The sequence below is a fragment of the Gordonia sp. (in: high G+C Gram-positive bacteria) genome (genome assembly GCF_047606305.1).
Taxonomy (GTDB): domain Bacteria; phylum Actinomycetota; class Actinomycetes; order Mycobacteriales; family Mycobacteriaceae; genus Gordonia.
On the sequence record NZ_JASGER010000009.1, the window covers coordinates 1 to 26175 of the forward strand.

The 26175-nt window shown below is 70.3% G+C and carries 28 protein-coding genes and 1 tRNA gene; 26 read left to right on the top strand and 3 right to left on the bottom strand.

Annotated elements, in window-relative coordinates:
• From QM634_RS01220 to QM634_RS01310, 19 genes are all read left to right on the top strand, one after another.
• Nucleotides 1-761 (top strand): YsnF/AvaK domain-containing protein (locus QM634_RS01220; RefSeq protein ID WP_415040955.1); only part of this gene is annotated, 761 nt, incomplete at its 5' end.
• A 168-nt stretch (nt 762-929) separates the two neighbouring features.
• A complete protein-coding gene (steA, locus tag QM634_RS01225; protein WP_415040956.1) occupies nt 930-2114 on the top strand; it encodes a putative cytokinetic ring protein SteA in 1185 nt (394 codons plus the stop codon).
• A 3-nt stretch (nt 2115-2117) separates the two neighbouring features.
• On the top strand, nt 2118-3035 hold the full coding sequence (locus QM634_RS01230) for a copper transporter (RefSeq protein WP_415040957.1): 918 nt from the start codon (nt 2118-2120) through the stop codon (nt 3033-3035).
• Between the two features lie 121 nt (nt 3036-3156).
• On the top strand, nt 3157-4875 hold the full coding sequence (locus QM634_RS01235) for a CTP synthase (protein ID WP_415040958.1): 1719 nt from the start codon (nt 3157-3159) through the stop codon (nt 4873-4875).
• A 4-nt stretch (nt 4876-4879) separates the two neighbouring features.
• Complete coding sequence (locus QM634_RS01240; RefSeq protein ID WP_415040959.1) at nt 4880-5503, top strand: NUDIX domain-containing protein; 624 nt, start codon at nt 4880-4882, stop codon at nt 5501-5503.
• 23 nt (nt 5504-5526) lie between these two features.
• Nucleotides 5527-6420, top strand: a complete 894-nt coding sequence (gene xerD, locus QM634_RS01245) for a site-specific tyrosine recombinase XerD (RefSeq protein WP_415040960.1) — start codon at nt 5527-5529, stop codon at nt 6418-6420.
• Nucleotides 6421-6462: 42 nt separating this feature from the next.
• On the top strand, nt 6463-7392 hold the full coding sequence (locus QM634_RS01250; protein ID WP_415040961.1) for a ParA family protein: 930 nt from the start codon (nt 6463-6465) through the stop codon (nt 7390-7392).
• A complete protein-coding gene (locus QM634_RS01255; protein ID WP_415040962.1) occupies nt 7389-8204 on the top strand; it encodes a segregation and condensation protein A in 816 nt (271 codons plus the stop codon). The genes QM634_RS01250 and QM634_RS01255 overlap by 4 nt, the downstream gene beginning before the upstream one ends.
• A complete protein-coding gene (gene scpB / locus QM634_RS01260) occupies nt 8201-8911 on the top strand; it encodes an SMC-Scp complex subunit ScpB (protein ID WP_415040963.1) in 711 nt (236 codons plus the stop codon). The genes QM634_RS01255 and scpB overlap by 4 nt, the downstream gene beginning before the upstream one ends.
• Nucleotides 8912-8918: 7 nt before the next feature.
• A complete protein-coding gene (locus QM634_RS01265; protein WP_415040964.1) occupies nt 8919-9797 on the top strand; it encodes a pseudouridine synthase in 879 nt (292 codons plus the stop codon).
• Nucleotides 9794-10483, top strand: a complete 690-nt coding sequence (cmk, locus tag QM634_RS01270) for a (d)CMP kinase (RefSeq protein WP_415040965.1) — start codon at nt 9794-9796, stop codon at nt 10481-10483. Before QM634_RS01265 ends, cmk begins: the two co-directional genes overlap by 4 nt.
• Nucleotides 10480-11925 (top strand): ribosome biogenesis GTPase Der, encoded by a 1446-nt coding sequence (gene der / locus QM634_RS01275; RefSeq protein ID WP_415040966.1) that lies wholly within the window; start codon nt 10480-10482, stop codon nt 11923-11925. The genes cmk and der overlap by 4 nt, the downstream gene beginning before the upstream one ends.
• A gap of 70 nt (nt 11926-11995) precedes the next feature.
• Nucleotides 11996-12433 carry a DUF4878 domain-containing protein gene (locus QM634_RS01280; protein ID WP_415040967.1) on the top strand — a complete coding sequence of 146 codons (438 nt, stop codon included), beginning with the start codon at nt 11996-11998 and terminating at the stop codon, nt 12431-12433.
• Nucleotides 12434-12449: 16 nt separating this feature from the next.
• Nucleotides 12450-13487 carry a heme/hemin ABC transporter substrate-binding protein gene (locus tag QM634_RS01285; RefSeq protein WP_415040968.1) on the top strand — a complete coding sequence of 346 codons (1038 nt, stop codon included), beginning with the start codon at nt 12450-12452 and terminating at the stop codon, nt 13485-13487.
• A 4-nt stretch (nt 13488-13491) separates the two neighbouring features.
• Entirely contained in the window at nt 13492-14553 is a 1062-nt protein-coding gene (locus QM634_RS01290; RefSeq protein WP_415040969.1) for a FecCD family ABC transporter permease, read from the top strand.
• A complete protein-coding gene (locus QM634_RS01295; RefSeq protein ID WP_415040970.1) occupies nt 14544-15335 on the top strand; it encodes a heme ABC transporter ATP-binding protein in 792 nt (263 codons plus the stop codon). The genes QM634_RS01290 and QM634_RS01295 overlap by 10 nt, the downstream gene beginning before the upstream one ends.
• 70 nt (nt 15336-15405) lie before the next feature.
• Nucleotides 15406-15479: transfer RNA gene (locus QM634_RS01300), tRNA-Pro, on the top strand.
• Nucleotides 15480-15547: 68 nt separating this feature from the next.
• On the top strand, nt 15548-15868 hold the full coding sequence (locus QM634_RS01305) for a DUF2316 family protein (protein WP_415040971.1): 321 nt from the start codon (nt 15548-15550) through the stop codon (nt 15866-15868).
• Nucleotides 15869-15909: 41 nt separating this feature from the next.
• Nucleotides 15910-17166, top strand: a complete 1257-nt coding sequence (locus tag QM634_RS01310; RefSeq protein WP_415040972.1) for an adenylate/guanylate cyclase domain-containing protein — start codon at nt 15910-15912, stop codon at nt 17164-17166.
• Here the strand turns inward: QM634_RS01310 and QM634_RS01315 are convergent.
• A complete protein-coding gene (locus QM634_RS01315) occupies nt 17132-17758 on the bottom strand; it encodes an alpha-ketoglutarate-dependent dioxygenase AlkB (protein ID WP_415040973.1) in 627 nt (208 codons plus the stop codon). The two genes, QM634_RS01310 and QM634_RS01315, sit on opposite strands and share 35 nt — an antisense overlap.
• A 96-nt stretch (nt 17759-17854) precedes the next feature.
• On the opposite strand from QM634_RS01315, the gene QM634_RS01320 reads away from it, so the two are divergent.
• Both QM634_RS01320 and QM634_RS01325 read left to right on the top strand, forming a co-directional pair.
• Entirely contained in the window at nt 17855-18166 is a 312-nt protein-coding gene (locus QM634_RS01320; protein ID WP_415040974.1) for a 4a-hydroxytetrahydrobiopterin dehydratase, read from the top strand.
• A 40-nt stretch (nt 18167-18206) separates the two neighbouring features.
• Nucleotides 18207-20486 carry an ATP-binding cassette domain-containing protein gene (locus QM634_RS01325; RefSeq protein WP_415040975.1) on the top strand — a complete coding sequence of 760 codons (2280 nt, stop codon included), beginning with the start codon at nt 18207-18209 and terminating at the stop codon, nt 20484-20486.
• Nucleotides 20487-20489: 3 nt separating this feature from the next.
• On the opposite strand, the gene QM634_RS01330 is transcribed toward QM634_RS01325, so the two are convergent.
• A complete protein-coding gene (locus QM634_RS01330; RefSeq protein ID WP_415040976.1) occupies nt 20490-21068 on the bottom strand; it encodes a TetR family transcriptional regulator in 579 nt (192 codons plus the stop codon).
• A gap of 91 nt (nt 21069-21159) precedes the next feature.
• On the opposite strand from QM634_RS01330, the gene QM634_RS01335 reads away from it, so the two are divergent.
• The 3 genes from QM634_RS01335 to QM634_RS01345 all read left to right on the top strand — a co-directional run bounded on the left by QM634_RS01335 (nt 21160) and on the right by QM634_RS01345 (nt 24154).
• Nucleotides 21160-22170 carry an ABC transporter permease gene (locus tag QM634_RS01335; protein WP_415040977.1) on the top strand — a complete coding sequence of 337 codons (1011 nt, stop codon included), beginning with the start codon at nt 21160-21162 and terminating at the stop codon, nt 22168-22170.
• Between the two features lie 113 nt (nt 22171-22283).
• Nucleotides 22284-23294: a DUF294 nucleotidyltransferase-like domain-containing protein gene (locus QM634_RS01340; protein ID WP_415040978.1), complete on the top strand. Its 1011-nt coding sequence runs from the start codon at nt 22284-22286 to the stop codon at nt 23292-23294.
• A complete protein-coding gene (locus tag QM634_RS01345) occupies nt 23291-24154 on the top strand; it encodes a Fic/DOC family protein (RefSeq protein WP_415040979.1) in 864 nt (287 codons plus the stop codon). The genes QM634_RS01340 and QM634_RS01345 overlap by 4 nt, the downstream gene beginning before the upstream one ends.
• Nucleotides 24155-24270: 116 nt before the next feature.
• Here the strand turns inward: QM634_RS01345 and QM634_RS01350 are convergent, their stop codons facing one another.
• A complete protein-coding gene (locus QM634_RS01350) occupies nt 24271-24858 on the bottom strand; it encodes an ASCH domain-containing protein (protein WP_415040980.1) in 588 nt (195 codons plus the stop codon).
• Between the two features lie 65 nt (nt 24859-24923).
• Between QM634_RS01350 and QM634_RS01355 the strand changes: the two genes are divergently transcribed.
• The gene (locus tag QM634_RS01355; protein WP_415040981.1) at nt 24924-25199 is read left to right on the top strand and encodes a DUF2277 domain-containing protein; all 276 of its coding nucleotides are present in this window, start codon (nt 24924-24926) and stop codon (nt 25197-25199) included.
• A gap of 16 nt (nt 25200-25215) precedes the next feature.
• On the top strand, nt 25216-26172 hold the full coding sequence (locus tag QM634_RS01360) for a quinone oxidoreductase family protein (protein WP_415040982.1): 957 nt from the start codon (nt 25216-25218) through the stop codon (nt 26170-26172).
• The last annotated feature ends 3 nt before the right edge of the window (nt 26173-26175 follow it).

Here is a 26175-nt window from a genome sequence, read left to right on the forward strand (position 1 = left end):
CCGTGGCGACCGTCCCCGAACCGGTTCCCGCGCCGCCCGCCCCGCCGGCACCCGAGCCCGTTGCCGCTCCGACGCCGCCTCCCGCTCCCGCGCCCGCCCCGGTCGCGGTGCCCGAACCGGTCGCGACGCCGGTTCCGACGGCGACCACGACCACGACTCCCTCGCCGGAGCCCGCGCGCACGGTCGCGCTGCACGCCGAGGACCTCGTCGCGGCCAAGCGCGAGGTACCGACCGGGATCGTCAAGGTCCACAAGAAGGTCGTCGTCGACAATGCGTCGCTGGACGTCGATGTCTTCGAGGAAAAACTGACCGTCAACCGCACAGAATTGAATGATGACGTGGTGGATCCCAATTACAGCTTCGAAGAAGGCGTGTTCGAGATCGAACTGCACGGCGAAGAGGTCGAGGTCGGCAAGCGCGTGCGCCGCATCGGCCAGGTCGAGTTCGGCAAGGAGCGCCAGACGCGCACGCAGCGCGTGACCGGCCAGACCCGTCGCGAGGAGCTCGAGTTCGACGAGCAGCCCTACGGCGGCGCCGCTGCCGTGTGGGTGCGCCGCGACGGCACCTCCGTCCCGCTGCCCAAGGGCGCGCACCTGCCGTTGCCGGGCAACGCCGAGCCCAAGGGCTACCCGATCAAGGGCAACGAGGACTCGGGTCTGTTCCACACCCCCGCCTCGCGCGCCTACGCGCCGACGATCGCGGAGATCTGGTTCGCGACCGAGGCCGACGCCGAGGCCGCCGGATTCCGCAAGTTCGAGTGATCGGCTGAACCTGCGACTGTGGCCCGGACCGAAAGGTCCGGGCCACAGTCATATCCGGGGTGGGACGCGCAATCCGCGCTGGGGCTGATGAGAAAATTGTGACAAAAGTGCTTGATGTTACGGCGCGCCTTCGTGCGTTGACCCCCGGTTCGACCCATGATGTGCCGTATGAAGATGCCTGCCGTACTCAGCCGCTCCCATGCGAATCTGCCTGGCACCACGGGAATCGCCAGGATCGACAAGAACACCAAGCGACTACTCGAACGCGTCGGTCCGGGTGACATCGTCATCCTCGACGAGGTCGACCTGGACCGGGTCACCGCCGATGCGCTGGTGAAGGCCGAGGTCGAGGCCGTGGTCAACGCGTCGCCGTCCATCTCCGGCCGCTACCCGAACCTCGGTCCCGAGGTGCTGGTCGCCGCCGGCATCAAGCTGCTCGACAACGTCGGCGCAGAGGTGTTCAAGAAGGTCCGCGACGGCTCCAAGGTCCGCATCTTCGACGACCGCCTCTACATCGGCGACCGGCGCGTCGCGCTCGGTGACGAGCTGATCGAGACCGATATCGCCGACCTGATGCTCGATGCCAAGACCGGTGTCGTGGACCACCTCGAGGCATTCTCGGGCAACACCATCGAGTTCCTCCGGAGCGAGTCGCCCCTGCTCATCGACGGCGTCGGCGTGCCGGACGTCGAGGTGGACCTGGACGGCATGCACGTGGTCGTGGTGGCCGACGGGCCGGAGAACGCGGCACAGCTGCGCGCACTCAAGCCCTTCATCCGCGAATACTCGCCGATCATGGTCGGTGTCGGGACCGGTGCCGACGTCCTGGTCAAGGCCGGCTACACCCCTGCGCTGATCGTCGGCGACCCCGACGAGATCTCCCGCGACACCCTGCGCAGCGGCGCCCAGCTCGTCCTGCCCGCCGATACCGACGGCCATGCCGCCGGGCTCACCCGGATCCAGGACCTGGGCGTCGGTGCGATCACCTTCCCGGCGGCCGGTTCGGCGGCCGACCTCGCGCTGCTCCTGGTCGACCACCACGGTGCCGACCTCATCGTGACCGTCGGTTTCAGCGGGGGATTGGACGACTTCTTCGACCGCTCCCGCCGCGAGAGCAACCCCTCGACCTTCCTCACCCGGCTGAAGGTCGGACCGAAGCTCGTCGACGCCCGCGCCGTGTCCTCGCTGTACCGCTCCCGGGGGACCGGCGTCGGCATCGCCCTGCTGGTGCTCGCGGCCCTCGTCGCGGTGATCGCCACGCTGATGCTCTCGGGCAGCGGCGCCGGCATCGTCGACTACCTGGTCGTGCAGTGGCACCACCTCACCGCGTGGATCTCCGGTCTGGGCAGCTGACCGTTGATCTCCCTGCGCCAACACGCCGTCTCGCTGGTGGCGGTCTTCGCCGCCCTGATCATCGGGCTGTTCCTGGGCACCGGGTTCATCGGTGACAAGGTCAACTCCCTGACCGGGACCAGCCGCGACCGCATCGGCGACCTCAACGACCAGCTCGACGAGGCCAATGCGGCCCGCAACGCCTCCGACGGCTTTGCGCACGCGGTCGCGCCGCGCCTGCTGAACGACCAGCTCAAGGATCGCAGCGTCGTGGTCGTGACCGCCCCGAACGCCGCCGAGGACGACGTGACCGCCGTCAAGGAGTCACTGTCGGCCGCGGGTGCCAAGTTCGCCGGCCAGCTCGGACTCACGACCCTGCTCCTGCAGGATCGCGAGGGGGAGAAGCTGCGGTCGATCATCGACCAGTCGATCCCACCGGGGAAGAACCTGCGCCCCGAGCTGACCGACTCCGGCGGCCGCCTCGGCGACCTGCTGGGCCTGCTGCTGCAGCAGGGCGTCGGGCGCGGCACCATCCCGGGCAACGAGTATGACGCGGCGCTCGCCTCGCTGCGCGAGGGCGGATTCATCACCTTCACCGACCGGGCGCTCAACCCCGGCCAGCTCGGCGTCGTCGTCACCGGCGGTGCCTTCCCGACCGATTCGGGTGCCCAGGGCCAGCTCGTCGGCCGATTCGCGGGCTCCTTCGCGGCCCGCGGCCTCGGCGGCGTGCTCGCCGGGCGCGTCGGCTCGGCCAAGGGCGGATCGCCGGTCGCCGTCGTGCGATCGGACCCGTCGCTGGGCAACTCGGTGGCCACCGTCGACAACGTGAACGAGCCGATCGGGCGGATCACGACCGTGCTCGCGCTGCGCGCGGCCAACCAGGGAAAGCCGGCCGCCTACGGCACCGGCGCGGGCGCCACGGCGATCACACCGCCACCCTGAGCCGCCGACACTCCGTGCGCGACGCGTGAAATGGGCGATTGGCCCGTCGAGGTGTTACCGTGAAGTCCCGTAGGTAACCGGGGTTTCGACCCCCGGATCGATACCGATCGGGAGAGTCCGCTTGCGACCACTGCGCCACGGAAGTGCTGGCACCAAACACATCTTCGTCACCGGTGGCGTCGCGTCGTCGTTGGGCAAGGGCCTGACGGCCTCGAGCCTGGGACAACTTCTCACCGCGCGCGGTCTGCACGTCACGATGCAGAAGCTCGACCCGTACCTGAACGTCGATCCCGGCACCATGGACCCGTTCCAACACGGTGAGGTCTTCGTCACCGAGGACGGCGCCGAGACCGACCTGGACGTCGGCCACTACGAGCGCTTCCTCGACGTGAACCTCTCGCAGGCCGCCAACGTCACGACCGGCCAGGTGTACTCCACGGTGATCGCCAAGGAGCGCCGCGGCGAATACCTCGGCCAGACCGTGCAGGTCATCCCGCACATCACCGACGAGATCAAGCGCCGCGTGCTGGACATGCGCGAACCGGGTGCCGACGGGGTCCGCCCCGATGTCGTCATCACCGAGATCGGCGGCACGGTCGGCGATATCGAGTCGCAGCCGTTCCTGGAGGCCGCTCGCCAGATCCGGCACGACGTCGGTCGGGACAACGTCTTCTTCCTCCACGTCTCCCTGGTGCCGTTCCTGGCGCCGTCGGGCGAGCTGAAGACCAAGCCGACCCAGCACTCGGTCGCCGCCCTGCGCAACATCGGCATCCAGCCCGACGCGCTGATCCTGCGCTGCGATCGGGAGGTCCCCGAATCGCTGAAGCAGAAGATCGCGCTCATGTGCGACGTGGACATCGAGGGCGTCATCTCGACGCCAGACGCCCCGAGCATCTACGACATCCCCAAGGTGCTGCACGCCGAGAGCCTCGATGCCTACGTCGTGCGCAAGCTGGGCCTTCCGTTCCGCGACGTCGACTGGTCCGTGTGGGGCGAGCTGCTGCGCCGCGTCCACGAGCCGCAGGAGACCGTCCGCGTGGCCCTCGTCGGCAAGTACGTCGACCTGCCCGATGCCTATCTCTCGGTGACCGAGGCGATCCGGGCCGGCGGCTTCGCCCACCGGGCCCGCACCGAGATCGTCTGGGTCCAGTCCGACGAGTGCGCCACCGACGCCGGGGCGCAGCAGGCCCTCGGCGACGTCGACGCCATCCTCGTTCCGGGCGGTTTCGGCATCCGCGGCATCGAGGGCAAGGTCGGCGCGATCCGCTACGCCCGCCGGCGCGGCATCCCACTGCTCGGCCTGTGCCTGGGCCTGCAGTGCGTGGTCATCGAGGCCGCCCGGTCGGTGGGCTTCGACGACGCGAACTCCGCCGAGTTCGAGCCGGACACCAAGCACGCCGTGATCTCGGTCATGGCCGATCAGGAGCAGGCCGTCGCCGGCGAGGCCGACCTCGGCGGCACGATGCGGCTGGGCTCCTACCCGGCGGTGCTGGGCGAGGGCACCCAGGTCGCGCAGGCCTACGGCGAGACCGAGGTCACCGAACGCCACCGCCACCGCTACGAGGTGAACAACGCCTACCGCGACAAGATCGCCGAGGCGGGCCTGGTGTTCTCTGGCACGTCCCCGGACGGCCGCCTGGTCGAGTTCGTCGAGTATCCGCGCGATCAGCACCCCTTCCTCGTCGCGACGCAGGCCCACCCGGAACTCAAGTCGCGCCCGACGCGGCCGCACCCGCTGTTCAGCAGCCTGATCGCCGCCGCCATCGAGTACAAGGCCGCCGAGCGGCTCCCGGTCGAGATCCCCATGCGCGACGACGAGCCCGTCGCCGCCTCGGAATAGCGCCATGGCGCACGAGTTCACCGTCGCCGATTCGCAGGTGCGCTACGACGGTGCGATTCTCGTGCTGCGCATCGACGAGGTGACCATGCCCGGCGGTGACACCGCGCGCCGAGAGGTCGTCGAGCATCCGGGTGCGGTGGCCGTCGTCGCCCTCGACGACGCCAATCGGGTGGCTCTCGTCGAGCAGTACCGACACCCGGTCGGGCAGCGCCTGGTGGAACTGCCGGCCGGACTCCTCGACCAGCCCGGCGAGGCGCCGGTCGACGCCGCCCGTCGTGAGCTGGCCGAAGAGGCCGACCTCGCCGCCGATCGCTGGGAGGTCCTGGTGGACCTGGCGCTGTCGCCGGGCTTCACCGACGAGGCGCTGCGGGTGTATCTGGCCCGCGGACTCCACGAACTGCCCGCCGCCGAGCGCGTCGACGAGGAGGCCGACCTGCGGTTGCGGTGGCTGCCGCTGCCGGAGGCGGTGGACCTCGCGCTGTCGGGCGGCATCGTCAACGCCACCGCCGTCGCCGGCCTCCTGGCCGCGGCCCGCGTCGTCGACGGGGCGCCTGCTCGGCCGGTGGACGCGCCGTGGCCGGGCCGGCCCACCGCCTTCGACGAGCGCAAACGGGGTGAGCGGGGCTGACCGGGGACAGTCTCGCCGAGCAGGTGGACCGCTACCTCGACCACCTGGTGGTCGAGCGGGGCGTCGCCGCGAACACCGCGGCGTCCTATCGGCGCGACCTGCGCCGCTACCGCGAGTACCTGCAGTCGCGCGGGATCGGCGACCTCCGGGACGTCGCCGAGGCGGACGTGCGGGAGTTCCTCGTCGACCTGCGCTCCGGGAGGGACGGCGCCGCGCCGCTCGCCGAGAGTTCGATCGCGCGCACCCTGGTCGCCACCCGCGGCCTGCACAAGTTCGCGGTGGCCGAGGGGATCGCCGAGGTCGATGCGGCCCACGGCGTCCGACCGCCCAAACCCGCGCAGCGGCTGCCCAAGGCGCTGACCGTCGACGAGGTGGGCGCGATCCTCGCGAACGCCGGCGGCGACGATCCGCGCGGGCTGCGCGACAGCGCCCTGCTCGAGCTGCTGTACAGCTGTGGTGCCCGCATCTCGGAGGTCACCTCGCTCGACATCGACGACCTCGACCTGGACCATCGCACGGTCCTGCTGCGCGGCAAAGGCGGCAAGCAACGACTCGTCCCCGTTGGCGGGCCGGCGGTGGAGGCGGTGCAGGCCTATCTCGTGCGCGCCCGCCCGGCGCTGGTCGGGCTGCGCAGCGGACCGGCGGTGTTCCTCAACGCCCGCGGCGGACGGTTGTCGCGGCAGAGCGCCTGGCAGATCTTGGCCGACGCCGCCGAGCGCGCCGGGGTCAGCGCGGCGGTGTCCCCGCACACCCTTCGGCACAGCTTCGCCACCCATCTTCTCGACGGCGGGGCCGACGTGCGCGTCGTGCAGGAACTCCTCGGCCACGCCTCGGTGACCACCACGCAGGTCTACACCCTCGTGACCGTGTCGACGATGCGCGAGGTCTACGCCACGGCGCACCCGCGTGCCCGCTAGGGTGGACCTCATCCATCGCGCGGAAGAGGGGAGGAGCGGTCTGTGAGCACGCCGGAGATCGACAAGTACCGGCTGTCCGTCAGCAGCCCCGGCGCTGACGAGGAGGCCGACTCCACCGTTGACGAGGGGAAGCTCGGGCCCACCGGGCGCCCGCTGCGCGCCATCCCCACGCCGAAGCCGCTCAAGTCGCACGGCCCCGCGACGATCATCGCCGTCTGCAACCAGAAGGGCGGCGTCGGCAAGACGACGTCCACGATCAACATCGGTGCCGCGCTGGCCGAGTACGGCCGCCGCGTCCTGCTCGTCGACCTCGATCCGCAGGGGGCCCTGTCCGCCGGTCTGGGCGTGGCCCACCACGAGCTCGAGGAGACGGTCCACAACCTGCTCGTGCCGCCGCTGGCGTCGATCGACGACGTGCTGCAGCGCACCCGGGTCGAGGGCATGGACCTGTTGCCCAGCAACATCGACCTCTCGGCCGCCGAGATCCAGCTGGTCAACGAGGTCGGGCGCGAACAAACGCTCGGACGTGCGCTGCACCCCGTCGTCGACCGTTACGACTACATCCTGATCGACTGCCAGCCGTCGCTGGGCCTGCTGACCGTCAACGCCCTCGCCTGCGCGGACAGCGTGCTGATCCCGATGGAGTGCGAATACTTCAGCCTGCGCGGGTTGGCGCTGCTGACCGACACGATCGACAAGGTCCGCGAGCGGCTCAACCCGAAGCTGGAGATCGGCGGCATCCTGGCGACCATGTTCGACCCGCGCACGGTGCATTCGCGCGACGTCATGGCGCGCGTGGTCGAGGTCTTCGGGGACGTCGTCTTCGACACGTCGATCAACCGGACCGTGCGGTTCCCGGAGACGAGTGTCGCCGGCGAACCGATCATCTCCTGGGCGCCCAAGTCGACCGGCGCGAAGGCCTACCGCAACGTCGCGGCCGAGGTCATCGAGCGCGACGCCGAGCGTCGATGACGGTCACGACACCGGAGGACGACGCAGACCAGGGTTTCCGCGTCCATCTGGACAATTTCGACGGCCCGTTCGACCTGCTGCTGAACCTGATCAGCCAGCACCGCCTCGACGTCACCGAGGTCGCGCTGCACGAGGTGACCGACGACTTCATCGCCTACACCCGGGACATGGGCGAGCACATGGACCTCGAGCAGACGACGGAGTTCCTCGTCGTCGCGGCGACGCTCCTGGATCTGAAAGCGGCCCGCCTGCTGCCCTCCGGCGAGGTCGACGACCCCGAGGACCTGGCGCTGCTGGAGGCGCGCGACCTCCTGTTCGCCCGGCTGCTGCAGTACCGCGCCTACAAGCAGGTGGCGGGGCTGTTCGCCGAGCTCGAGGCCTCCGCGCTCCAGCGCTATCCACGCGCGGTCGCGCTGGAGGACCACTTCGCCGAACTGTTGCCCGAGGTGACCCTCGGCGTGGACCCCCTCGGGTTCGCCGAGGTCGCCGCGACCGCGCTCACCCCCAAACCGGTCCCGACCGTCGGGCTCGACCACCTGCACATCCCGAAGGTGTCGGTGCCCGAACAGGCCAAACGGCTCTCGGTGCTGCTGCGTGACGCTCCCGAGGGCACGATGACCTTCGCCCAGCTGGTGGCCGAATGCACCAACGGGCTGGAGGTCGTGGCCCGCTTCCTGGGTCTGCTGGAGCTGTACCGCGAGCGCGCCGTCACCTTCGTGCAGGAGGAGGCGCTGGGGGAGTTGACGGTCACCTGGTCCGGTGACCGGGAACCCGAGGAGTTGAGCATGGATCGAGTGGAGGACTACGGATGAGTGACGAGGCGGCCCAGACCACCCTCGAGCACGAGGGCGCGATCGTCCTCGACGACCACGAGCTCCGCTCGGCCCTCGAAGCGGTGCTGCTCGTCGTCGACACCCCGGTGTCGGTGGAGGAGTTGGCCACCGCGACCGAACAGGACCGACTGCGGGTCAAGGAAATGCTCGCCCGCATGTCCGACGAGCTCACCGAGGCCGGCAGCGGCATCGACCTGCGGTACACGGCCGACGGGTGGCGCTACTACACCCGCGCCGAGTTCGCGCCCTACGTCGAACGGCTGCTGCTCGACGGTGCCCGCACCAAGCTGACCCGCGCCGCCCTCGAGACGCTGGCCGTCATCGCCTATCGCCAGCCGGTCAGTCGGGCCCGTGTGTCGGCTATCCGCGGCGTCAACGTCGACGGCGTCATCCGCACCCTCGTCGCGCGCGGGTTGATCAACGAGGTCGGCACCGACCCGCAGACCTCGGCCACCACCTACGGCACCACCGAACTGTTCCTGGAGCGCCTGGGGCTGGCCTCCCTCTCGGAGCTGCCCGATCTGGGGCCGCTGCTGCCCGACGTGGACCTGATCGAGGACCTGTCCGACGAGCTGACCTCCGATCCGCGATTCGCCAAACTCTCCGCCGGCCGGGCAGAATCGGACGACACGGCAGCGCCGGTCGCCGAGTCCGAATCGGCGGCCGCGACAGAAACGGACGAGTAGGGCTGACATGGCGAAACCGCGCAAACAATCGCGGGTGAACGTCGAGGCGGGCAAGGTGCGGCTCAACAACGCCAGGCCCGCCAAGGCCCAGCGCCCGCGCGAGGACGGCGAGTTCATCGGCACCACCCCCGGCGGCGACGATCCGTACGACCCGAGGGGCACCCGCCTGCAGAAGATCCTCGCCTCGGCCGGAGTGGCCTCGCGCCGCGGGGCCGAGGAGATGATCGCGGCCGGGCGCGTGAGCGTCGACGGCGTCGTGGTCACCGAACAGGGGATGCGCGTCGATCCCCACCGCGTCATCGTGCGGGTCGACGGCGTGCGGGTCCTCATCGACGAGGACATGACCTACCTCGCACTGAACAAGCCCGCTGGCTACCACTCGACGATGGCCGACGATCAGGGGCGCCCCTGCGTGGGCGATCTCGTCGCCGAGCGCGTCATGGCCGGACAGCGGCTCTTCCACGTCGGACGGCTCGACGCCGAGACCGAGGGCCTGCTGCTGCTCACCAACGACGGGGAACTCGCCCACCGGCTGATGCACCCGTCCTTCGAGGTGCCCAAGACCTACCTGGCGACGGTTCGCGGCGAGGTGCCCCGCGCACTGTCGCGCAAGGTGCGCGACGGCGTCGAACTGGACGACGGCCTGGTGCAGGCCGACGAGTTCGTGCCGCTGCAGGTCCATGACGGCGCGTCGCTGGTCCGGATCACGCTGCACGAGGGCCGCAACCGCATCGTGCGCCGCCTCATGGACCACCTGGGCTACCCGGTCACCCGACTGGTGCGGACCGACGTCGGTCCGATCGCCCTGGGCGACCAGCGCCCCGGCTCGATCCGCGTGCTCGGCAAGGACGAGATCGGCGCGCTCTACCAGGCGGTGGGCCTGTGACCGACGACGAGACGACGGTCGTGGCGATCGACGGACCGGCCGGAACCGGCAAGTCCTCGGTGTCGAGGCTGCTCGCCGACGAGGTCGGCGCCCAATACCTCGACACCGGCGCGATGTACCGTGCCGCAAGCCTGGCGGTGCTGCGCGCCGGCATCGATCCCGACGACGTCGACGCGGTTGCCGAGCTGGTGCGGGGCCTGTCCATCGACCTGCGCGACCGGGACGGCGACACCGTGGTGCTCCTGGACGACGAGGACGTGTCCACCGCGATCCGCGCCGACGACGTGACGAACGCCGTGTCGGCCGTCGCCGCCAATGCCCGCGTGCGCGAGCAGATGGTCGAGCTGCAGCGGCAGGTCGCCGCCGATCGGTTCGTCGTCGTCGAGGGACGCGACATCGGCACGGTGGTCTTCCCCGACGCCGCACTCAAGGTCTTCTTGACCGCGACCCCGCGGGCGCGGGCGGAGCGGCGGCACCGCCAGAACCTCGAGGCGGGCCGGACGAGCGACCTCGACGAGGTGCTGGCCAGCGTCAACCGGCGCGACCACCTCGACTCGACGCGTGCGGCCTCGCCGCTGCGCCGGGCCGATGACGCGGTGGAGCTCGACACCAGCGATCTGTCCCTGCCGCAGGTCCTCGCGGCGCTGACCGACCTGGTGGACCAACGGATCGGAGTGCGTCGGTGACCGACGAAGTGGTGGGAGCCGGAGCCGAGTCGCTCCCCGGCGACGGAGTGTGGACCGACGAGTCCGATTGGGAGGTCGTCGACGCGGTCGGTGATGATGCCGCGCTCGACGGCGCCGCGGCGCTGCCGTCGGTGGCGATCGTCGGCCGGCCCAACGTCGGCAAGTCCACCCTGGTCAACCGCATCCTGGGTCGACGCGAGGCCGTCGTCGAGGATCTGCCGGGCGTCACCCGCGACCGGGTCGCGTATCCGGCGAGCTGGAACGGCCGCAACTTCATGGTCGTGGACACCGGCGGCTGGGAGTCCGACGCAAAGGGCCTCCAGCAGGCGGTGGCCGATCAGGCCGAGCGGGCGATGAACGCGGTGGACGCCATCGTCCTGGTCGTCGACGCCACCGTCGGGGCGACCGCCACCGACGAGGCCGTCGCCCGGGTGCTGCGCAAGGCCACGGTGCCGGTGTTGCTGTGTGCGAACAAGGTCGACAGCGATCGGGTGGAGGCCGACGCCGCCGAACTCTGGTCGCTGGGCCTGGGGGAGCCGCATCCGGTGTCGGCGGCCCACGGCCGCGGGGCCGGTGACCTGCTCGACGAGATCTTGAAGGTCCTGCCCGAGCACACGCGTGTCGCGGCACCGTCGGGCGGACCGCGCCGTGTCGCGCTCGTCGGCAAGCCCAACGTCGGGAAGAGTTCACTGCTCAACAAGCTCGCCGGCCAGGAGCGGTCGGTCGTCGACAATGTCGCCGGCACCACCGTCGACCCGGTGGACGAACTCATCGAGCTCGACGGCAAGGTGTGGCAGTTCGTCGACACCGCCGGTCTGCGGCGCAAGGTTCGCACCGCCACCGGCCACGAGTACTACGCGTCGCTGCGGACGCGTTCGGCACTCGAGGCCGCCGAGGTCGCGATCCTGCTCATCGACGCCTCCGAGCCGCTGTCGGAACAGGATCTGCGCATCCTCGGAATGGTCGTCGAAACGGGTCGCGCACTGGTCGTCGCCTTCAACAAGTGGGACCTCGTCGACGAGGACCGGCGGTACGCGCTGGAGAAGGAGATCGACCGCGAGCTCAATCGCGCGGCGTGGGCGTCGCGGATCAACATCTCGGCGATGACCGGACGCGCGGTGCAAAAGCTCGTACCGGCACTCGAGGAGGCGCTCGAGTCGTGGGACAAGCGCATCGGGACCGGACAGCTCAACAACTGGATCAAGGAGGTCGTCGCGGCGAACCCGCCGCCGGTGCGCGGCGGGCGCCAGCCGCGCATCATGTTCGCCACCCAGGCGGCCACCCGACCGCCGACGTTCGTGCTGTTCACCACCGGCTTCCTGGAGGCCGGCTACCGCCGCTTCCTGGAGCGGCGACTGCGCGAGGATTTCGGTTTCCACGGCTCCCCGGTGCGGGTCAACGTGCGAGTGCGGGACAAGCGGGAGCAGCGCCGCAAGCGTTGAGCAATCGTTCGTCGTTAGGATGTCCTTAGCCCGACGCCGCAGCGGCGCCGGCGGAGGAAAGGAAGACTTCATGAACCGTCGCATCGCAGGCGTGCTGATCGCCCTGCTCGCCGCCCTCGGCCTGCTCGGCGCCGCCGGTTGCTCGTCGAGTGACACCCTGGAGACCGCGAAGGCGCAGGAGATCCTGCGGACCATCGTCGACCCGGCCACGACGCCGGAGGCGGCCGCTGCCCTGGTGAACTCGCCGGATCCGGCATGGGGCCCCAAGCTGCACGGTTTCGCCGAGGGCGCCGCACACGGCGGCTACACCCCGGACAAGTTCACCGTGAAGTCGGTGAAGGCCGAGGGGGACGACAAGGCCGTCGCCCAGGTCGAGGTCGCGAGCCCGCATGCCCCCGCACCGGTCACCGTTCCGTACACGTTCGCCAAGGTCGGCGACACGTGGAAGCTCGCGCCGGAGTCGGCCGATGCGCTGGTCGGCATGGGTTCGGCCCACGCCCACCACTGATCACCGGTCGAGACACATGATTGCACGACGCCGGCGCGGCATCCCCACGATGCTCGCCGGCGTCGTCGCGTCGGCGTTGGTGGCCGGGTGTACCGTCGCTCCGCTCGACGTGGGCGGCTCGTCGGTGGCCGCGGCCGTGATCCCGCCCGGCCCCCGCACGGCCACGGTTCCCGCCGATCCCACACCGGTCACCGGCGACCCCGCACCCGCACTCCCGACGACCGTTCATTCCTTCGACGGCCCGGATGTGACCGTCACCGATGTGAGCCGGATCGTCGCGCTCGACCGCTTCGGCACGTATGGGACGACCGTGTTCGCGCTGGGGCTGGGCGCCAACCTCGTCGGCCGCGACATCGCGACGAAGTTCCCGGCCGCCCAGCACATCCCGGTCCTCACGCCCGACGGCAGCAATGCCAATCTCGAGGCCATCCTCGCCCTGCGCCCGACGGTGGTCCTCGCCGACGCGTCACTACCGTCGGTCGCCACGCTGGCCGTGCGGCTGCGCGCCGCCCGCATCCCCGTCGTGCTCGGCGAGCCCGCGCGCACGATGGACAACACGGGCCAACAGCTGCGGACCACCGCCGACGCGCTCGGCGTCGCCGCCGCCGGGGAGGAGCTGGTCAAGCGCACGGATCGGCAGATCGCCGCGGCGCGGGCCGCGGTACCTCCTGTGCGGTCGAAGCCGAAGATCGGGTTCCTGTACGCGCGCGGCACGGGTCTGATGATCCTGGGCGGCCCCGGTTCGGGTGCCTCGGAGATGATCGAATTCCTCGGCGGCGTTGACGCCGGCACCGCCGCCGGGCTGAAGGAGCCGTACACCTCGCTCACCGCCGAGGGGCTGATCAAAGCGGCTCCCGACGCACTGCTCATGATGACCGACGGGCTGGCGTCCGTCGGGGGCATCGACGGACTCCTGCGCGTGCCCGGCGTCGCGCAGACGCCGGCCGGGCGGTCGCGCACCGTGATCGACATGGCCGACGGACAGATGTTGACGTTCGGCTCCCGCACCGGCGAGGTCGCGCTGGCGTTGGCCAAGGCGATCTACGGTGGGTGAGGCCGTGACAGTCGGGAAGTCGTCGGCGGGGGAGATCCGGCGCGTGCGCGCGGGCGTTGCTCTGCTGGTGTTGAGCGCCGTGACCGTGCTCATCGCGCTGTACTCGATGGCGATGGGCCAGAACCCCGTTCCTCTCGGTCAGGTCGTCGGCTCGTTGCTGCACCACGTCTCGATTCCGCTCGGCTCGCTGCCCGACCAGGCCGACGAGGACACCCTGTGGCAGGTGCGCGTGCCACGGGTCTACCTGGCGCTGGCCGTCGGGGCCGCGCTCGGGTGTGCTGGTGCGGTGCTGCAGGGCGTCTTCGCCAACCCCCTCGCAGAACCCGGTGTCATCGGCGTTTCGTCGGGTGCGGCCGCCGGTGCCGCCGCCGTGATCACCGTCGGCGGATTGGGCGCGGCGGGCTACTTCGTCGCCGGCGGCGCCTTCGCCGCAGGTCTGGTCACGACGCTCTTCGTCTACTTGGCCTCGCGGTCGGCGGGACGCACCCAGGTCGTCAGCCTGGTCCTCACCGGTATCGCCGTGAATGCCTTCGCCGGCGGCCTCATCGCCTTCTTCACCTATCGCGCCACCCCCGCCGCGCGCGACCAGATCGTGTTCTGGCAGATGGGCAGTCTCAACCGCGCGACGATGAACCAGGTGCTTCTCGTGGCCGTCCTCGTCGCGGTCGGGTTGGCCGCCTCGATGCTGTTGGCCCGCCGCATCGACCTGCTGTCCCTCGGGGAGTACACGGCCGGGCACCTCGGCGTCGACGTGGAGAAACTGCGCCGGGCGGCGGTCGTCATCGTCGCGCTGCTGACCGCGGCGGCGGTGAGCTTCTGCGGCATCATCTTGTTCGTCGGCCTGGTGGTGCCGCACTTCATGCGCCTGATCGTCGGGCCGCGCCACGCCGTGCTGATCCCCGCCAGCGCCATCGCCGGCGCGGGGCTGCTCAGCGCCGCCGACCTCGCGTCGCGCACCATCGTCCCGTACGGCGACCTGCCGCTGGGGATGATCACCAGTCTGGTCGGCGGCCCGGTCTTCCTCTGGCTTCTCCGCCGGGAGATGAAGCGCGGGGGATGGCTGTGACCGTGCTGCGGATCGATCGGTTGAGTGTCGCCCGTGGGGGCCGAACCGTGCTCGGCGACGTGTCCCTCGAACTCGCATCGCGGGAACTGCTGTGCCTGGTCGGCCCCAACGGCGCGGGCAAGTCGACGCTCCTGTCGGCGATCGCCGGCACCCTCGAGCCGACATCGGGCTCGGTGGAGTTGATGGGCGATCGGCTCGACGGGCTGTCGAAGATCGAGCAGGCCCGTCGCCGCGCGGTGCTGCCGCAGGAGCACACGATCGGGTTCTCCTTCACGTGCGCAGAGGTGGTGCAGATGGCCCGCCACGCCTGGTCGCGAACCGCGAAGCGAGACGACGACGAGCGGGCCGTCGCCGAGGCCATGGCGGTCTGCGACGTGACCGGGTTCGGGCAGCGGAGCTTCGGCAGTCTCTCCGGCGGTGAACGCGGCCGCGTCGCACTGGCCCGCGTCCTGGCGCAGGGCACCCCGATCCTGCTGCTCGACGAGCCGACCGCGGCGATGGACCCCCACTACCAGGAGCAGGTCATGGCGATTGTGCGGCGGCAGGTCGACGACGGTGCCGCCGCGCTGGTCGTCGTGCACGACCTGAATCTGGCCGCCGCCTACAGTGACCGGGTCGCGGTACTGGCACCCGACGAGCGGGGGACCGGTCGCCTCGTCGCCGTCGGAGCCCCGCGGGACACCCTGACGCAGGAACGGGTGAGCCAGGTGTACGGCTTGCCGATGCGTGCGCACGACATCGACGGTCAGCACGTGGTGCTGCCGGACCGCAAACGTCCCTAGCCGACGCGCGGCGGGCGATTGGTTCGCCCGGCCCCGGGTGCGATAAGGTGATTCTCGCTCCAACGAGCGACGGGCTGTGGCGCAGTTTGGTAGCGCACCTGACTGGGGGTCAGGTGGTCGCAGGTTCAAATCCTGTCAGCCCGACAAACAATCGAGAGCCGCCGGCCGTGCCGTGCGGCTCTTGTTGTCGGTGACGGTTGAGGAGGTCGGGGATGTCGCTCGACGCTGAGGAGACCCGACGGACCGGCGACGAGCTGCGCGCGAACATGGCGCTCAGCACCCTGAACGTCACACAGGTCGCCGACGACCTCGACTGGGACGTCGGGCGGGTGGCGGACACGTTGGCCATGTCGGGCGGTCAGGATCCCGCTGACGTGTGGGAGTTGCGCGACTACCTCGTGCAGGCGATTCGGGACCGGGGTGAGAAGCCGGTGCCGTTCACCGTGCTCACCGACCAGGGGCGGTTGCAAGCCGACCGGTGGTTCGGACTCCGTCAGGCACCGAGTCACGACTGGGATCAGCACCGCGAATGAACTGCTCTTCGGGGTCGCCGGACCCGCGTTAGGCTTCGGGCGTGACCGACACCGAGTTCCGGGACCGGTGCGTCGTCAGCGACACCGCCCGACGCGCGACGGTGACCGAGGTGCGCGGGCAGCGCCTGGTCTTGCTCGCCTCCTACGCCGCCGCGGCAATTTGCCTGGGTTTCGCGACCTCGTCGCTCGTGGCGGGCGGACCGCAAACCCGCATCGGCCTGATCAATCTGGCGATGGCGGCGGCATTCGCCTCGGTGCCGTCGTTGCGGCGCTTGGCCCCACTCGCTCCGGCGATCGGGTTCTGGCTCGTCGCGATGGTGGCGCTCTCGGTGATCACCGTGCTGCTGGGCACCTCCGCAGGCATGTCGCTCTACTTCGTGATCATCGCGGCCGGGGCGACGATGGTCGTCGGAGTCCGGCGTTGGCCCCTCATCCTGGTCGCGGTGCTCACGTCGATCGCCGCCGTGGCGATCCTGCACCTGACCGTGCCGGCGACCACCGGCCGGGTGCCCGAGTGGTTCATGAGGACGGGGTACATCGTCAACGCCGCCGGTGCCTGCCTGCTGGCGGTGGGGATCGTCGGATATGGCCTGTTGCAGATCCAGCGGGCCGAAGACGCGCTCGAGCAGGAATACGACCGGTCGGAGGCACTGCTCGACAACATCCTGCCGCGCAGTATCGCCGCGCGGCTCAAGGACCCGGCGCATGAGGACATCGCCGATGCCTACGACGATGCGTCGATCCTGTTCGCGGACATCGCCGGCTTCACGGCCATGTCGAGCAAGACGCAGCCGGCCGAGGTGGTCCGCTTCCTCAACCGGCTGTACACCGCACTGGATGCGCTGGTGGACCGGCACGGGCTGGAGAAGATCAAGACCACCGGTGATTCGTACATGGTGGTGAGCGGCGTGCCGCAACCCGATCCCGCCCACCTGGAGGCGCTGGCGCTCTTCGCCCTGGACATGCGCGCGGCGTGTGAGGCGGTGACGACCGCGGACGGTCAGCGACTGCCGATGCGCATCGGCCTCGCCTGCGGGCCGGTCGTCGCAGGCGTCGTCGGGTCGCGCAAATTCTTCTACGACGTGTGGGGTGACGCGGTGAACCTGGCCTCGCGAATGGAGTCGACGGGGATCCCTGGACGGATCCAGGTGACCGACGAGGTGCGGACACGATTGGCCGGCCGGTTCGAGCTTGAGGAACGGGGAGCCGTCGAGGTGAAGGGCAAGAGCGAGCAGCAGACCTGGTTCCTGGTGGGGCGAGCGCTCACCACACGCCCGACGGACGGAACTGAACGCTGATCCGCGGACCGGCGCCCTTCTCCTTCGGCACCGCGTGATCCCAGGTCCGCTGGCAGGAGCCGCCCATGACGAGCAGGTCACCCGAGCCGAGGGGAAAGCGCCGCGACGGACCGCCCCCGCGCGGCCGCATCATCAGCGTGCGCGGCGCACCCAAGGACACGATCGCGATCAGCGTGTCCGAGTGCTTGCCGCGGCCGATGCGGTCACCGTGCCATGCGACGCTGTCGGCGCCGTTGCGGTAGAAGCACAAGCCCGCGGTGGCGAAGCCCTCGGGCAGCTCCGGCGCGAAACGAGCGGACAACTCCTCGCGCATCTCGACCACCGTCGGATCCGGTAGCGCATCCCCTTCGGCGTAATAGGCGGCCAACCGCGGGACGTCGACGACCCGGTCGTACATCTGCCGCTGCTCGCTGCGCCACGGCACGGAATCGACCAATCGGTCGAAGAGTTGCGCGGAGCCCGCCAGCCATCCCGGCACCACGTCCACCCAGGCGCCACCGGTGAGCATGATGCGCTGCCCCCGGGCGGACCGGCTGATCGCCGGCGTCTCGTCGACGGCGCCGAACAGGGTGTCCTGGAAGCCGGTGCTCATTCGTCTAGCCTATCGCACAGAGTCGAACAATTGTGCTAACTCGTCGTCGGGGGGCTGGTAGAAAGGCATCATGACCGAACATGCGAGAGACGCGCGGTGACCGCCCGGCGCTACCGTCCGTTGGCGCCGGAGGAGGCCGCTGCGCTGGCGCCCGCGCCGTGGCACGTGGTCGACGGGCGGTTCGTCGCCGCCTTCCGGCCCGGGTCGATGGTCCGCGGCCTCGAGTTCGTCTCGCGAATCGTCGCGGCGGCCGAGGCGCTCGATCACCATCCCGATATCGACTTCCGCTATGCGACAGTCGCACTCGAGTTGAGTACCCACGCGATCGGCGGTCTCAGTGACGCCGACGTGGACCTCGCGACGACGATCAGTGGCATCGCCGACGAGTTGGGGGTCGCCCCGGCCTGAGTTGCGGGTCCGCGGCGCGCGACCGCGTTACCGTTAGCCCATGGCGCACCAACCGGTCATCGGCGTCGTCGGAGCGACGACGAACAATCTGCGCAACATCAGCGTCGAGGTGCCCAAGCTGGCGTTCACCGTCGTGACCGGGGTGTCCGGGTCGGGGAAGTCGTCGCTGGTCCTCGACACCATCGCCGCCGAAGCCGGGCGCCTGGTCAACGACTCGTACTCGGTGTTCGTCCGCAACCGACTGCCGCAGATGCCGGCGCCGGAAGTGCAGTCGATGTCGGGATTGACCTTCACCGCATTGATCGACCAGCGCCGATTCACCGGCAACGCCCGTTCGACCGTGGCCACCGCGGCCGATATCGCTCCGCTGTTGCGGCTGGTCTTCTCGCGCATCGGCGAACCGTGTGCCGGGTACTCGCCGGCGTACTCGTTCAACGACCCGGCGGGGATGTGCCCCACCTGCGAGGGGCTGGGCACCGTGGTCGACATCGACGTCGACGAACTCATCGACCCGGAGAAGAACATCGATCAGGGTCCGGTCCGCTTCAGCCAGTTCCGACCGGGCGTCTACCGGTGGAAGCGGTTCGCCTACTGCGGGCTGTTCGATCGGAGCAAGCCGCTCAAGGACTACACGCCCGAGGAGATGGATCTCTTCCTCTACGCGGACCAGCTGAAGCTGCCCGACCCCGATCCGGAGTTCCCGCAGACCGCGCGATTCGACGGCGTCGTCACCCGGATGCGCGACGTCTACGTGAAGAACCATCCGAAGACCAGTGCGTCGGTGAGTGCCGAGCTGGACCGGTTGATGACGCGTCGCGCCTGCCCGGACTGTGGCGGGGCGCGGTTGAACGCGGCCGCTCGGGCGAGCCTCATCGACGGGCGGTCCATCGTCGACTGGTCGGCGATGTCGGTGGCACGCCTGCGTGCCCTCGTCGAGGAGTTGAACGAACCGCGCGTGGCCCCGGCGCTGGAGAACATCCGCCGCACGCTCGATGCACTGCTGTCGGTGGGGCTGGGCTATCTCTCGTTGGACCGCCAGTCGGGCACGCTCTCGGGCGGTGAGGCGCAGCGGGTGAAGATCGTCCGGCATCTCGGCAGCGCGCTGACCGACGTCACCTATGTGTTCGACGAGCCGTCGACGGGGCTGCACCCGGCCGACGTCCAACGGCTCAACGCCCTGCTGCTCCGCCTGCGCGACGCCGGCAACACGGTTCTCGTCGTCGAACACCACCCGCAAGTGATCGCCGCCGCCGACCACGTCGTCGACATGGGCCCGGGGGCGGGCGCCGCCGGTGGTGAGGTGCAGTTCGAGGGCACTCCGGCCGATCTGCGGCGCAGCGACACGCTCACCGGCCGATTGTTGGCCCGACCGCTCGAGGTGAAGGCGAAGGTCCGCCGACCCACCGGGTCGGTATCGGTGATCGGCGCGACGGCGAACAACCTGACCGGCTTCGACGTCGACGTCCCGCTGGGCGTGTTGACGGCGGTCACCGGTGTGGCCGGCTCGGGCAAGTCGTCGCTGGCGACGGTCGAGCTGCCGCGCCAACACCCCGACTTCACCGTCGTCGGGCAGGACCCGTTGCACGGTGGCGTGCGCTCGACCTCGCTGAGCATCCTGGGCGTCGCCGACGAGGTGCGCTCGGTGTTCGCGAAAGCGTCGGAGCTGGAGCCGTCGTGGTTCAGCTTCAACTCCAAGGGGGGTTGCCCGGCCTGCAAGGGCAAGGGGTTCATCACCACCGAGTTGGCCTTTCTCGACGATGTGTCGACCCCCTGCGACGTCTGTGGCGGCGCCCGGTTCAACGAGACCGCACTGGCCGCGCGCCTGGACGGGAACTCAATCGCCGACGTGCTGCACATGGCGGCGCCGGAGGTCGCCGACTTGTTCGCCGATCATCGCGACATCGCCGCCGCCATGTCGTGGCTCGAGGGGGTCGGACTGGGCTATACCGCCGTCGGTCAGTCCTTGGACACCTTGTCCGGCGGCGAGAAACAACGGCTGCTGTTGGCTCGGCACCTGAGTGCCTCGCCGGAGCTGGCCGATGAACGGATCGTCCTGGACGAGCCGACCACCGGATTGCATCCGAGCGACGTCGATCGCATCAACGCGCTGTTCGACGACCTCGTCGACGGGGGAGCGACGCTCGTCGTCGTCGAACACAATCTTCGCGTCGTGGCGCGGGCCGATCATGTGATCGACATCGGGCCGGGCGCCGGTGCCGACGGTGGCCGATTGGTGTTCACCGGGGCGCCCGCCGACATCGAAGGGGATGTGAACTCGCTCACCGGCCGCGCACTGGCCATCGCGGCCGGGGTGGCGTGAGGGTCAACCAGCGTCGATGACGGCCTGCAGCCGTGGGCCGAAGGTGGCGACGAGCTCGTCGACGGTGGGGGAGGTGAACGCCGGCGCGCCGACGAGGTAGCGGAGGGTGGCCAGTCCGAACAGCATGCTGCCCGCAGCGCGCACAGTATCGATCGGGACGCCCAACTCGCGCGCCGCCAGCGGCAGCATCTCGTCGGACAGGAACTCCCCGAAACCCCGGCCGGCGGTCTCGTCGGTGGTCGCCGAACGCAGCACGCCCTGCATCGCCGTCCCGGTCGCCGGGTCGTCCCACGTGGTGAGGAAGGAACGGGCGATGCGTGTGCCGAGTTCTGCGCGTGGACCGGCGGCCGCACGGCGGATGACGTCGCCGGGGTCGACGGGGATCTCCATGGCGGCGACGAAGAGGCCGCGCTTGTTGCCGAAGTAGTAGGGGATGAGGGCGACGTCGACGCCCGCCAGGGCCGCAATCGCGCGCAGTGGCGTCGCGCCGAACCCGCGCTGGGCGAACAGCTCTCGCGCTGCGGCGATGATCTGCTCGCGAGTGTTGCTCTCGCCGACACGGCGCCCCGTCTTGTCTGCCACACAGCCAAGCGTACTGGATTTCAACGGTTGTTGACATTACCTGTGCGTGGCCTCTAGGCTCGCGCTCAACAATCGTTGAAAGGTGTCCGTCGTGTCCGACAACCTGTTTCGCAAGCTCATCGGCCTCCTCCTCGGTGCGTCCGTCCTCGTACCGCTGATCCTGCTCATGTTCATCGGCCCCGCGTCGCGGGGCGCGCCGCACGACCTGCCCATCGGGGTCGCCGGACCGGTTCCCGCGGTGGCACAGGTGTTTGCGGCCTTGGCCCAGCGTCAGCCCGGCACCGTCGAGGTGCACCGCTACGCCGACGTGCGTGAACTGGAGCAGGCGACGCGCGACCGCAAGGTCTACGGCGGGATCGCCCTCGGCCCGCAGCCGACGACGGTGATCGCCTCCGGGGCCGGTCCGGCGCCGGCGCAGCTGATCACCCAGCTCGGCGCCCAGGTCGGAGCCGCGCAGGCGCCGTCCGCCCCGCCGATCGCCCCCAAGGTCGTCGACGTGGCGCCGCTTGCCGCGGACGATTCGCGCGGAGCGGGATTCGGCGCGATGGTCATGCCGGTCTTCATGGCGGGTGCGATTCTCGGGGTGGCCATTCCGCAGCTCACACGACGCGCGAAGCTCACGGCCGCGCTGGTGCCCGTCGGTGCGGCCTTGGTCGCGGCGACCAGCGTGGGCGCTGCGATGGCGATCGGTGTGCTGCCCGGTGGCTTTTGGGCGCAGTGGCTCGCGATGGCCGCCGGAATCCTCGCGATCGGAGCGACGGTCGCCGGTCTCGTGACCCTCATCGGCGCGGGCGGAGTCGGAGTGGCGGCCCTGCTGTTCATGCTGATCGGCATGCCCCTGGCCGGGATCGGTGCACCCCCGGAGTTCCTCCCCGGCATCTGGGGCACGGTCGGTCAGTGGCTGCCGCTGGGCGCGACCGGGACGGCGTTGCGCAGCGCCGCCTACTTTGCGGACGATCGGCTCGTCGGGGCGGGCGCCGGGCACGCGTTCGGCGTGCTGGCCATGTGGATCGTCATCGGATTCGTGCTGATCGGCCTGGGCATCCTGCGGCGCCGTCACGTGGTGGCCGAGGTCGTCCGGGCGGAGGGCGTCGCCACGTAGTCGGCTCCCGTCCGCGCCCCAGCGTTTCGGCGAGGAAAACTGGTCGTTACGAAGCTGTTGAGCGCACCGATCCCGTTTGCCGCGGTCGACGTCGCACCGACAGAATCGAGGGCATGACCGACTCCGTCCGCGAGGCCGCCGTGGCCGCGATCGCCGCGGCGACCGGTCCGGACGCGTTTGTCGAGGCCGTGGATGCGGCATGTGCCGCCGTGCCGGCACACCGGATCGACGCATCGGCGGCGGCGGACTGGTGGTCGGGGATCGTCCGGGCTTCGGTCGCCGGGGCGGCACGACTGATCGGACCGCCCACCGGAGTGGACTGGCAATGGTTCGTCACCGGCAGTTGCGGCCGACGAGAAGGTCTACCCGGCGCCGATGTCGAGACCCTGGTCGTCTTCGCCGGCGACGAGGCGCACGGGCCGCAAGTGCGCACTGCCGCCGCCCACGTGCACGATCTGCTGGAGCGCGCGGGCCTGCCGCCGGACGGCAACGGGGCGATCGCCAGCCGCGCTCGTTGTTGTCGCACGGCCGAGCAGTGGTCCGCCGTCATCGACGAGTGGGCCCAGCACCCCGAGATCGACCGCGGCGTGGTCATGGCCGGGCTGACCCTGGATGCGAGTGCGGTCGACGAGGGGGGCGGTCCGGACGTCGACCTCGCCGCCGAGATGCGGGCGGCGGCAGCTGCGCACCCGCAGCTCGCGCGCGCGATGGCCCAGGACTGTTCGGCGGTCCGCGAGGCGGTGCCCGCCCGGTTGTCCGTGCTGACCCGTCGCGCCGACAGCGTCGACGTCAAGCGCGCGATCCTCGATCCGATCGTCCGGCTGGCGCGCCTACGGGCCGTGCTGGACGGGGCGGGAGTCCAATCGACCCACGGACGGCTGTCGGTCGCCGGTGCCGCACTGCCGCAGATCGATTGGGCGGCCCTCGCTCGCGCCCATGTCGAGGGCACGTCGATCCGGTGGTCGCTGCGACGCGACGGCTGGCCCGACCGCCGGCTGTCCTCGGACCTGGTCCCACTGCGCGACCTCGCCCCGCACGACCGCGCCCGGGTGCGCAGCGCCGGTCGTGAGGTTCTCGGAGCGCAACGGGTGCTGCGCTATGTCGCGCTCGAGGAGACGCGATGACCGGCACGGCGGCGATGGAGCGGGCGATCGCGGTCACCGCGTGGGCCGTCGCGGCGCAGCGCCTCGAAGGGTGGAATCCCGAGCAGGAGGAAATCGCCGCGCTCGCGATGCTGGCGACCGATCGCATCGACTTCCGCGAATACCTCGGCCGCTGTCGGCGGCGGTTCGTCGACACCGAGACGTGGCATCCGCCGGTGCTGGCCCGTCGACGCCCCTATCTGATCCGCGGCTCCGACGTTCTCGCCAACAACCTCGGGTTGCACACGGCCCCGACGTTGGCGCGCGCCGAGCACGCCATCAGTGCGGGTCGCACGGTGGGTCTCCTGCGCCGGCCGCCGCAGACGTGGACGGTGCCGGATCTGCATCGCGCGCTGTTCGCCGACGTCTACCCGTGGGCGGGCGAGCCGCGTGTCACCGAGGTGGCCAAGCCCGGCGTGCGCTTCGCCACCGTGCCCGAGATCGAGGCCGGGCTGACCCGCACCCATCGCGACGTCGATGAAGCACTCACCTGCGCCGAGGGCTACGGCACCACCGCTCTGGCCCATCGGTTGGCCCGCATCTACGTCGACTACAACCTGGTGCACCCGTTCCGCGAGGGCAACGGCCGTACCGGAACCCTGCTGATGCAGCTCATCGCACTGCGCGGCGGTCGCTGGCTGTCGCTGGACGCGGTCGGTCGACGCGAGTGGGTCGACGCCTCGCGGGCCTCGATCAACGGCACCACCGTGGCCGGCCCCGATGCCGAGCCGGTGCGTCTGCTCGTCGAGGCCGGGCTGCGCGATGCCGCCAGTGGGACCTTCGGCTTCGAGATGCCCGATCGCCCTGCGGTATGCGACATCAGGCATATGATCGGGGAATGAGCAAAGAACCGAACGGCTGCGCCAACCCGAAGTGCACCTGCGCGAACTGCACGTGCGGCCCGAACTGCACGTGCGGTTCGAACGCCAGCTGCGGCTGCGGCAAGTAGCCCACGCCCTCAATCGCGTGCGGCCAACCACCTCAGATAGGTGCTGCCGCGCGGTGATAGCTCGTATCCGACGTCGTGGCTGATCGTCAGGCCGAGCGCCTTGAGCTTGCGAATGTCGATCTTCATCGCCGCCCGATCGACGTCGCGCTGCTCGGCCAGACGCGTCGACACCACGCGCGGATTGTCACCGATCCATTCCAGGATCTCCCGCGTCCACGGACCCGACTCCCGGCGGTCCAACCTCGCGAGTCGGGCCGCGATGTCGGCGCATTCGTCGTCGGACGGCACCCGCTGTCGCAATTCGACGCGCGGATCCTCGCCGACCCACGTCACCTCGACGCGATACACCCCGTCAGCGCGCCGACTCTTGGCCAGCGCGGTGCGCAAGGCGTCGGCGTCCGCCATGCCGGCGGCCCGGGCCTGCGCGTCGGTCAGTGAGGCAAGGTCGTCGATCCGAGTGACGGCGGTGAACCGGACGACGCCGGCCGGCGTGATCTGCGTCCCTCCGACCTTCACTCGCGGTTCGTCCCAGCGCCGGTACTGGGCGGTGATGCTGCCCGCACGGATGCCCTCGGCGACGGTCCATTTGATGAGCACACACCAGATTCTGGCACCGTCTGGCGGGCGTTGTCGCCCGATGGCACCGGGCGTAGCGTGAGGTCATGTGCCGCAACATCCACACCCTGCACAATTTCGACCCGCCTGCCACGAGTGACGAGGTCACCGCTGCCGCGCTCCAGTACGTGCGCAAGATCGCCGGCACCACCTCGCCGTCGAAGGCCAACCAGGAGGCCTTCGACCGCGCGGTCGCCGAGATCTCCCACAGCACCCAGCACCTTCTCGACGCGTTGGTGACGTCGGTGCCGCCGAAGAACCGTGAGGTCGAGGCGGCCAAGAAGCGGGAACGGGCCATCGCCTCCGGACGCTATGCCGGCTGAGCTCATGCGCGCCCTCGTGGGAGGGGCAGGACCCGTCTGGGTCCACCGGGAGGTCCCGACCCCCGCGCCCGCACCCGGCCAGGTCCTCGTCCGTGTCGCCGCGATGGCGACCAACAACGCCGACCTGGGCATGCTGACCGCCGCCGACCCGACGACCGGCGGTAGCGGGGAGTCGTTCGTCGCGGGTTTCGAGTACGCGGGCGAGATCGCGGCCGTGGGTGAGGGCGTGACCGGCTGGCAGGTCGGTGACCCGGTGATGGGCACGGCACCGGAGTCCTTCGCGGAGTTCGTCCCCGTCGACCACCGATTCGTGCTGCCCCGTCGCGTGCTCGAGCCGGCGACGGCCTGCGCGCTGCCGACCGGTCTGCTCACCGAGCACGGCGCCCTCGACGCCGCGGGCTTCCAATCCGGTCAATCGGTGCTGGTGACGGGCGCCTCGACGGGCATTGGTCTGATCGGTTGCCAGGTGGCGAAGGCACTGGGCGCCTCGACGATCATCGGGACGACGCGATCGGCGGCGAAGGCCGCCGTCCTCCGCGAGGCCGGAGTCGACACCGTGGTCGTCCCGCCCGCCGCTCTCACCGACACCGTGCTCGCGGCCACCGGGGGAGAGGGTGTCGACATCGTCCTGGACCACCTGGGCGGACCGGTCTTCGCCCAGTGTCTGCCCGCGACCAGACAGTTCGGCCATGTGGTCAACATCGGCCGGTTGGCGGGCGCACCGTCGACCATCGATCTGGACTCGCTGTCCTACCGGAACCTCACCGTCCACGGCGTCTCCTTCGGGTTCAGCAGACCCGACCACATGGCCGACGTAATCGCCGCACTCCTGCCCGAGGCGTTGCCCGCCGCCGAATCGGGCGCGGTCCGCCCGGTCATCGACACGACGGTGTCGTGGACCGAGCCCGCACGCGTCGTCGAGCGGCTCGGCGCGCCCGATTTGACCGGCAAAGTCGTCATGACGCTCGACTAGCCC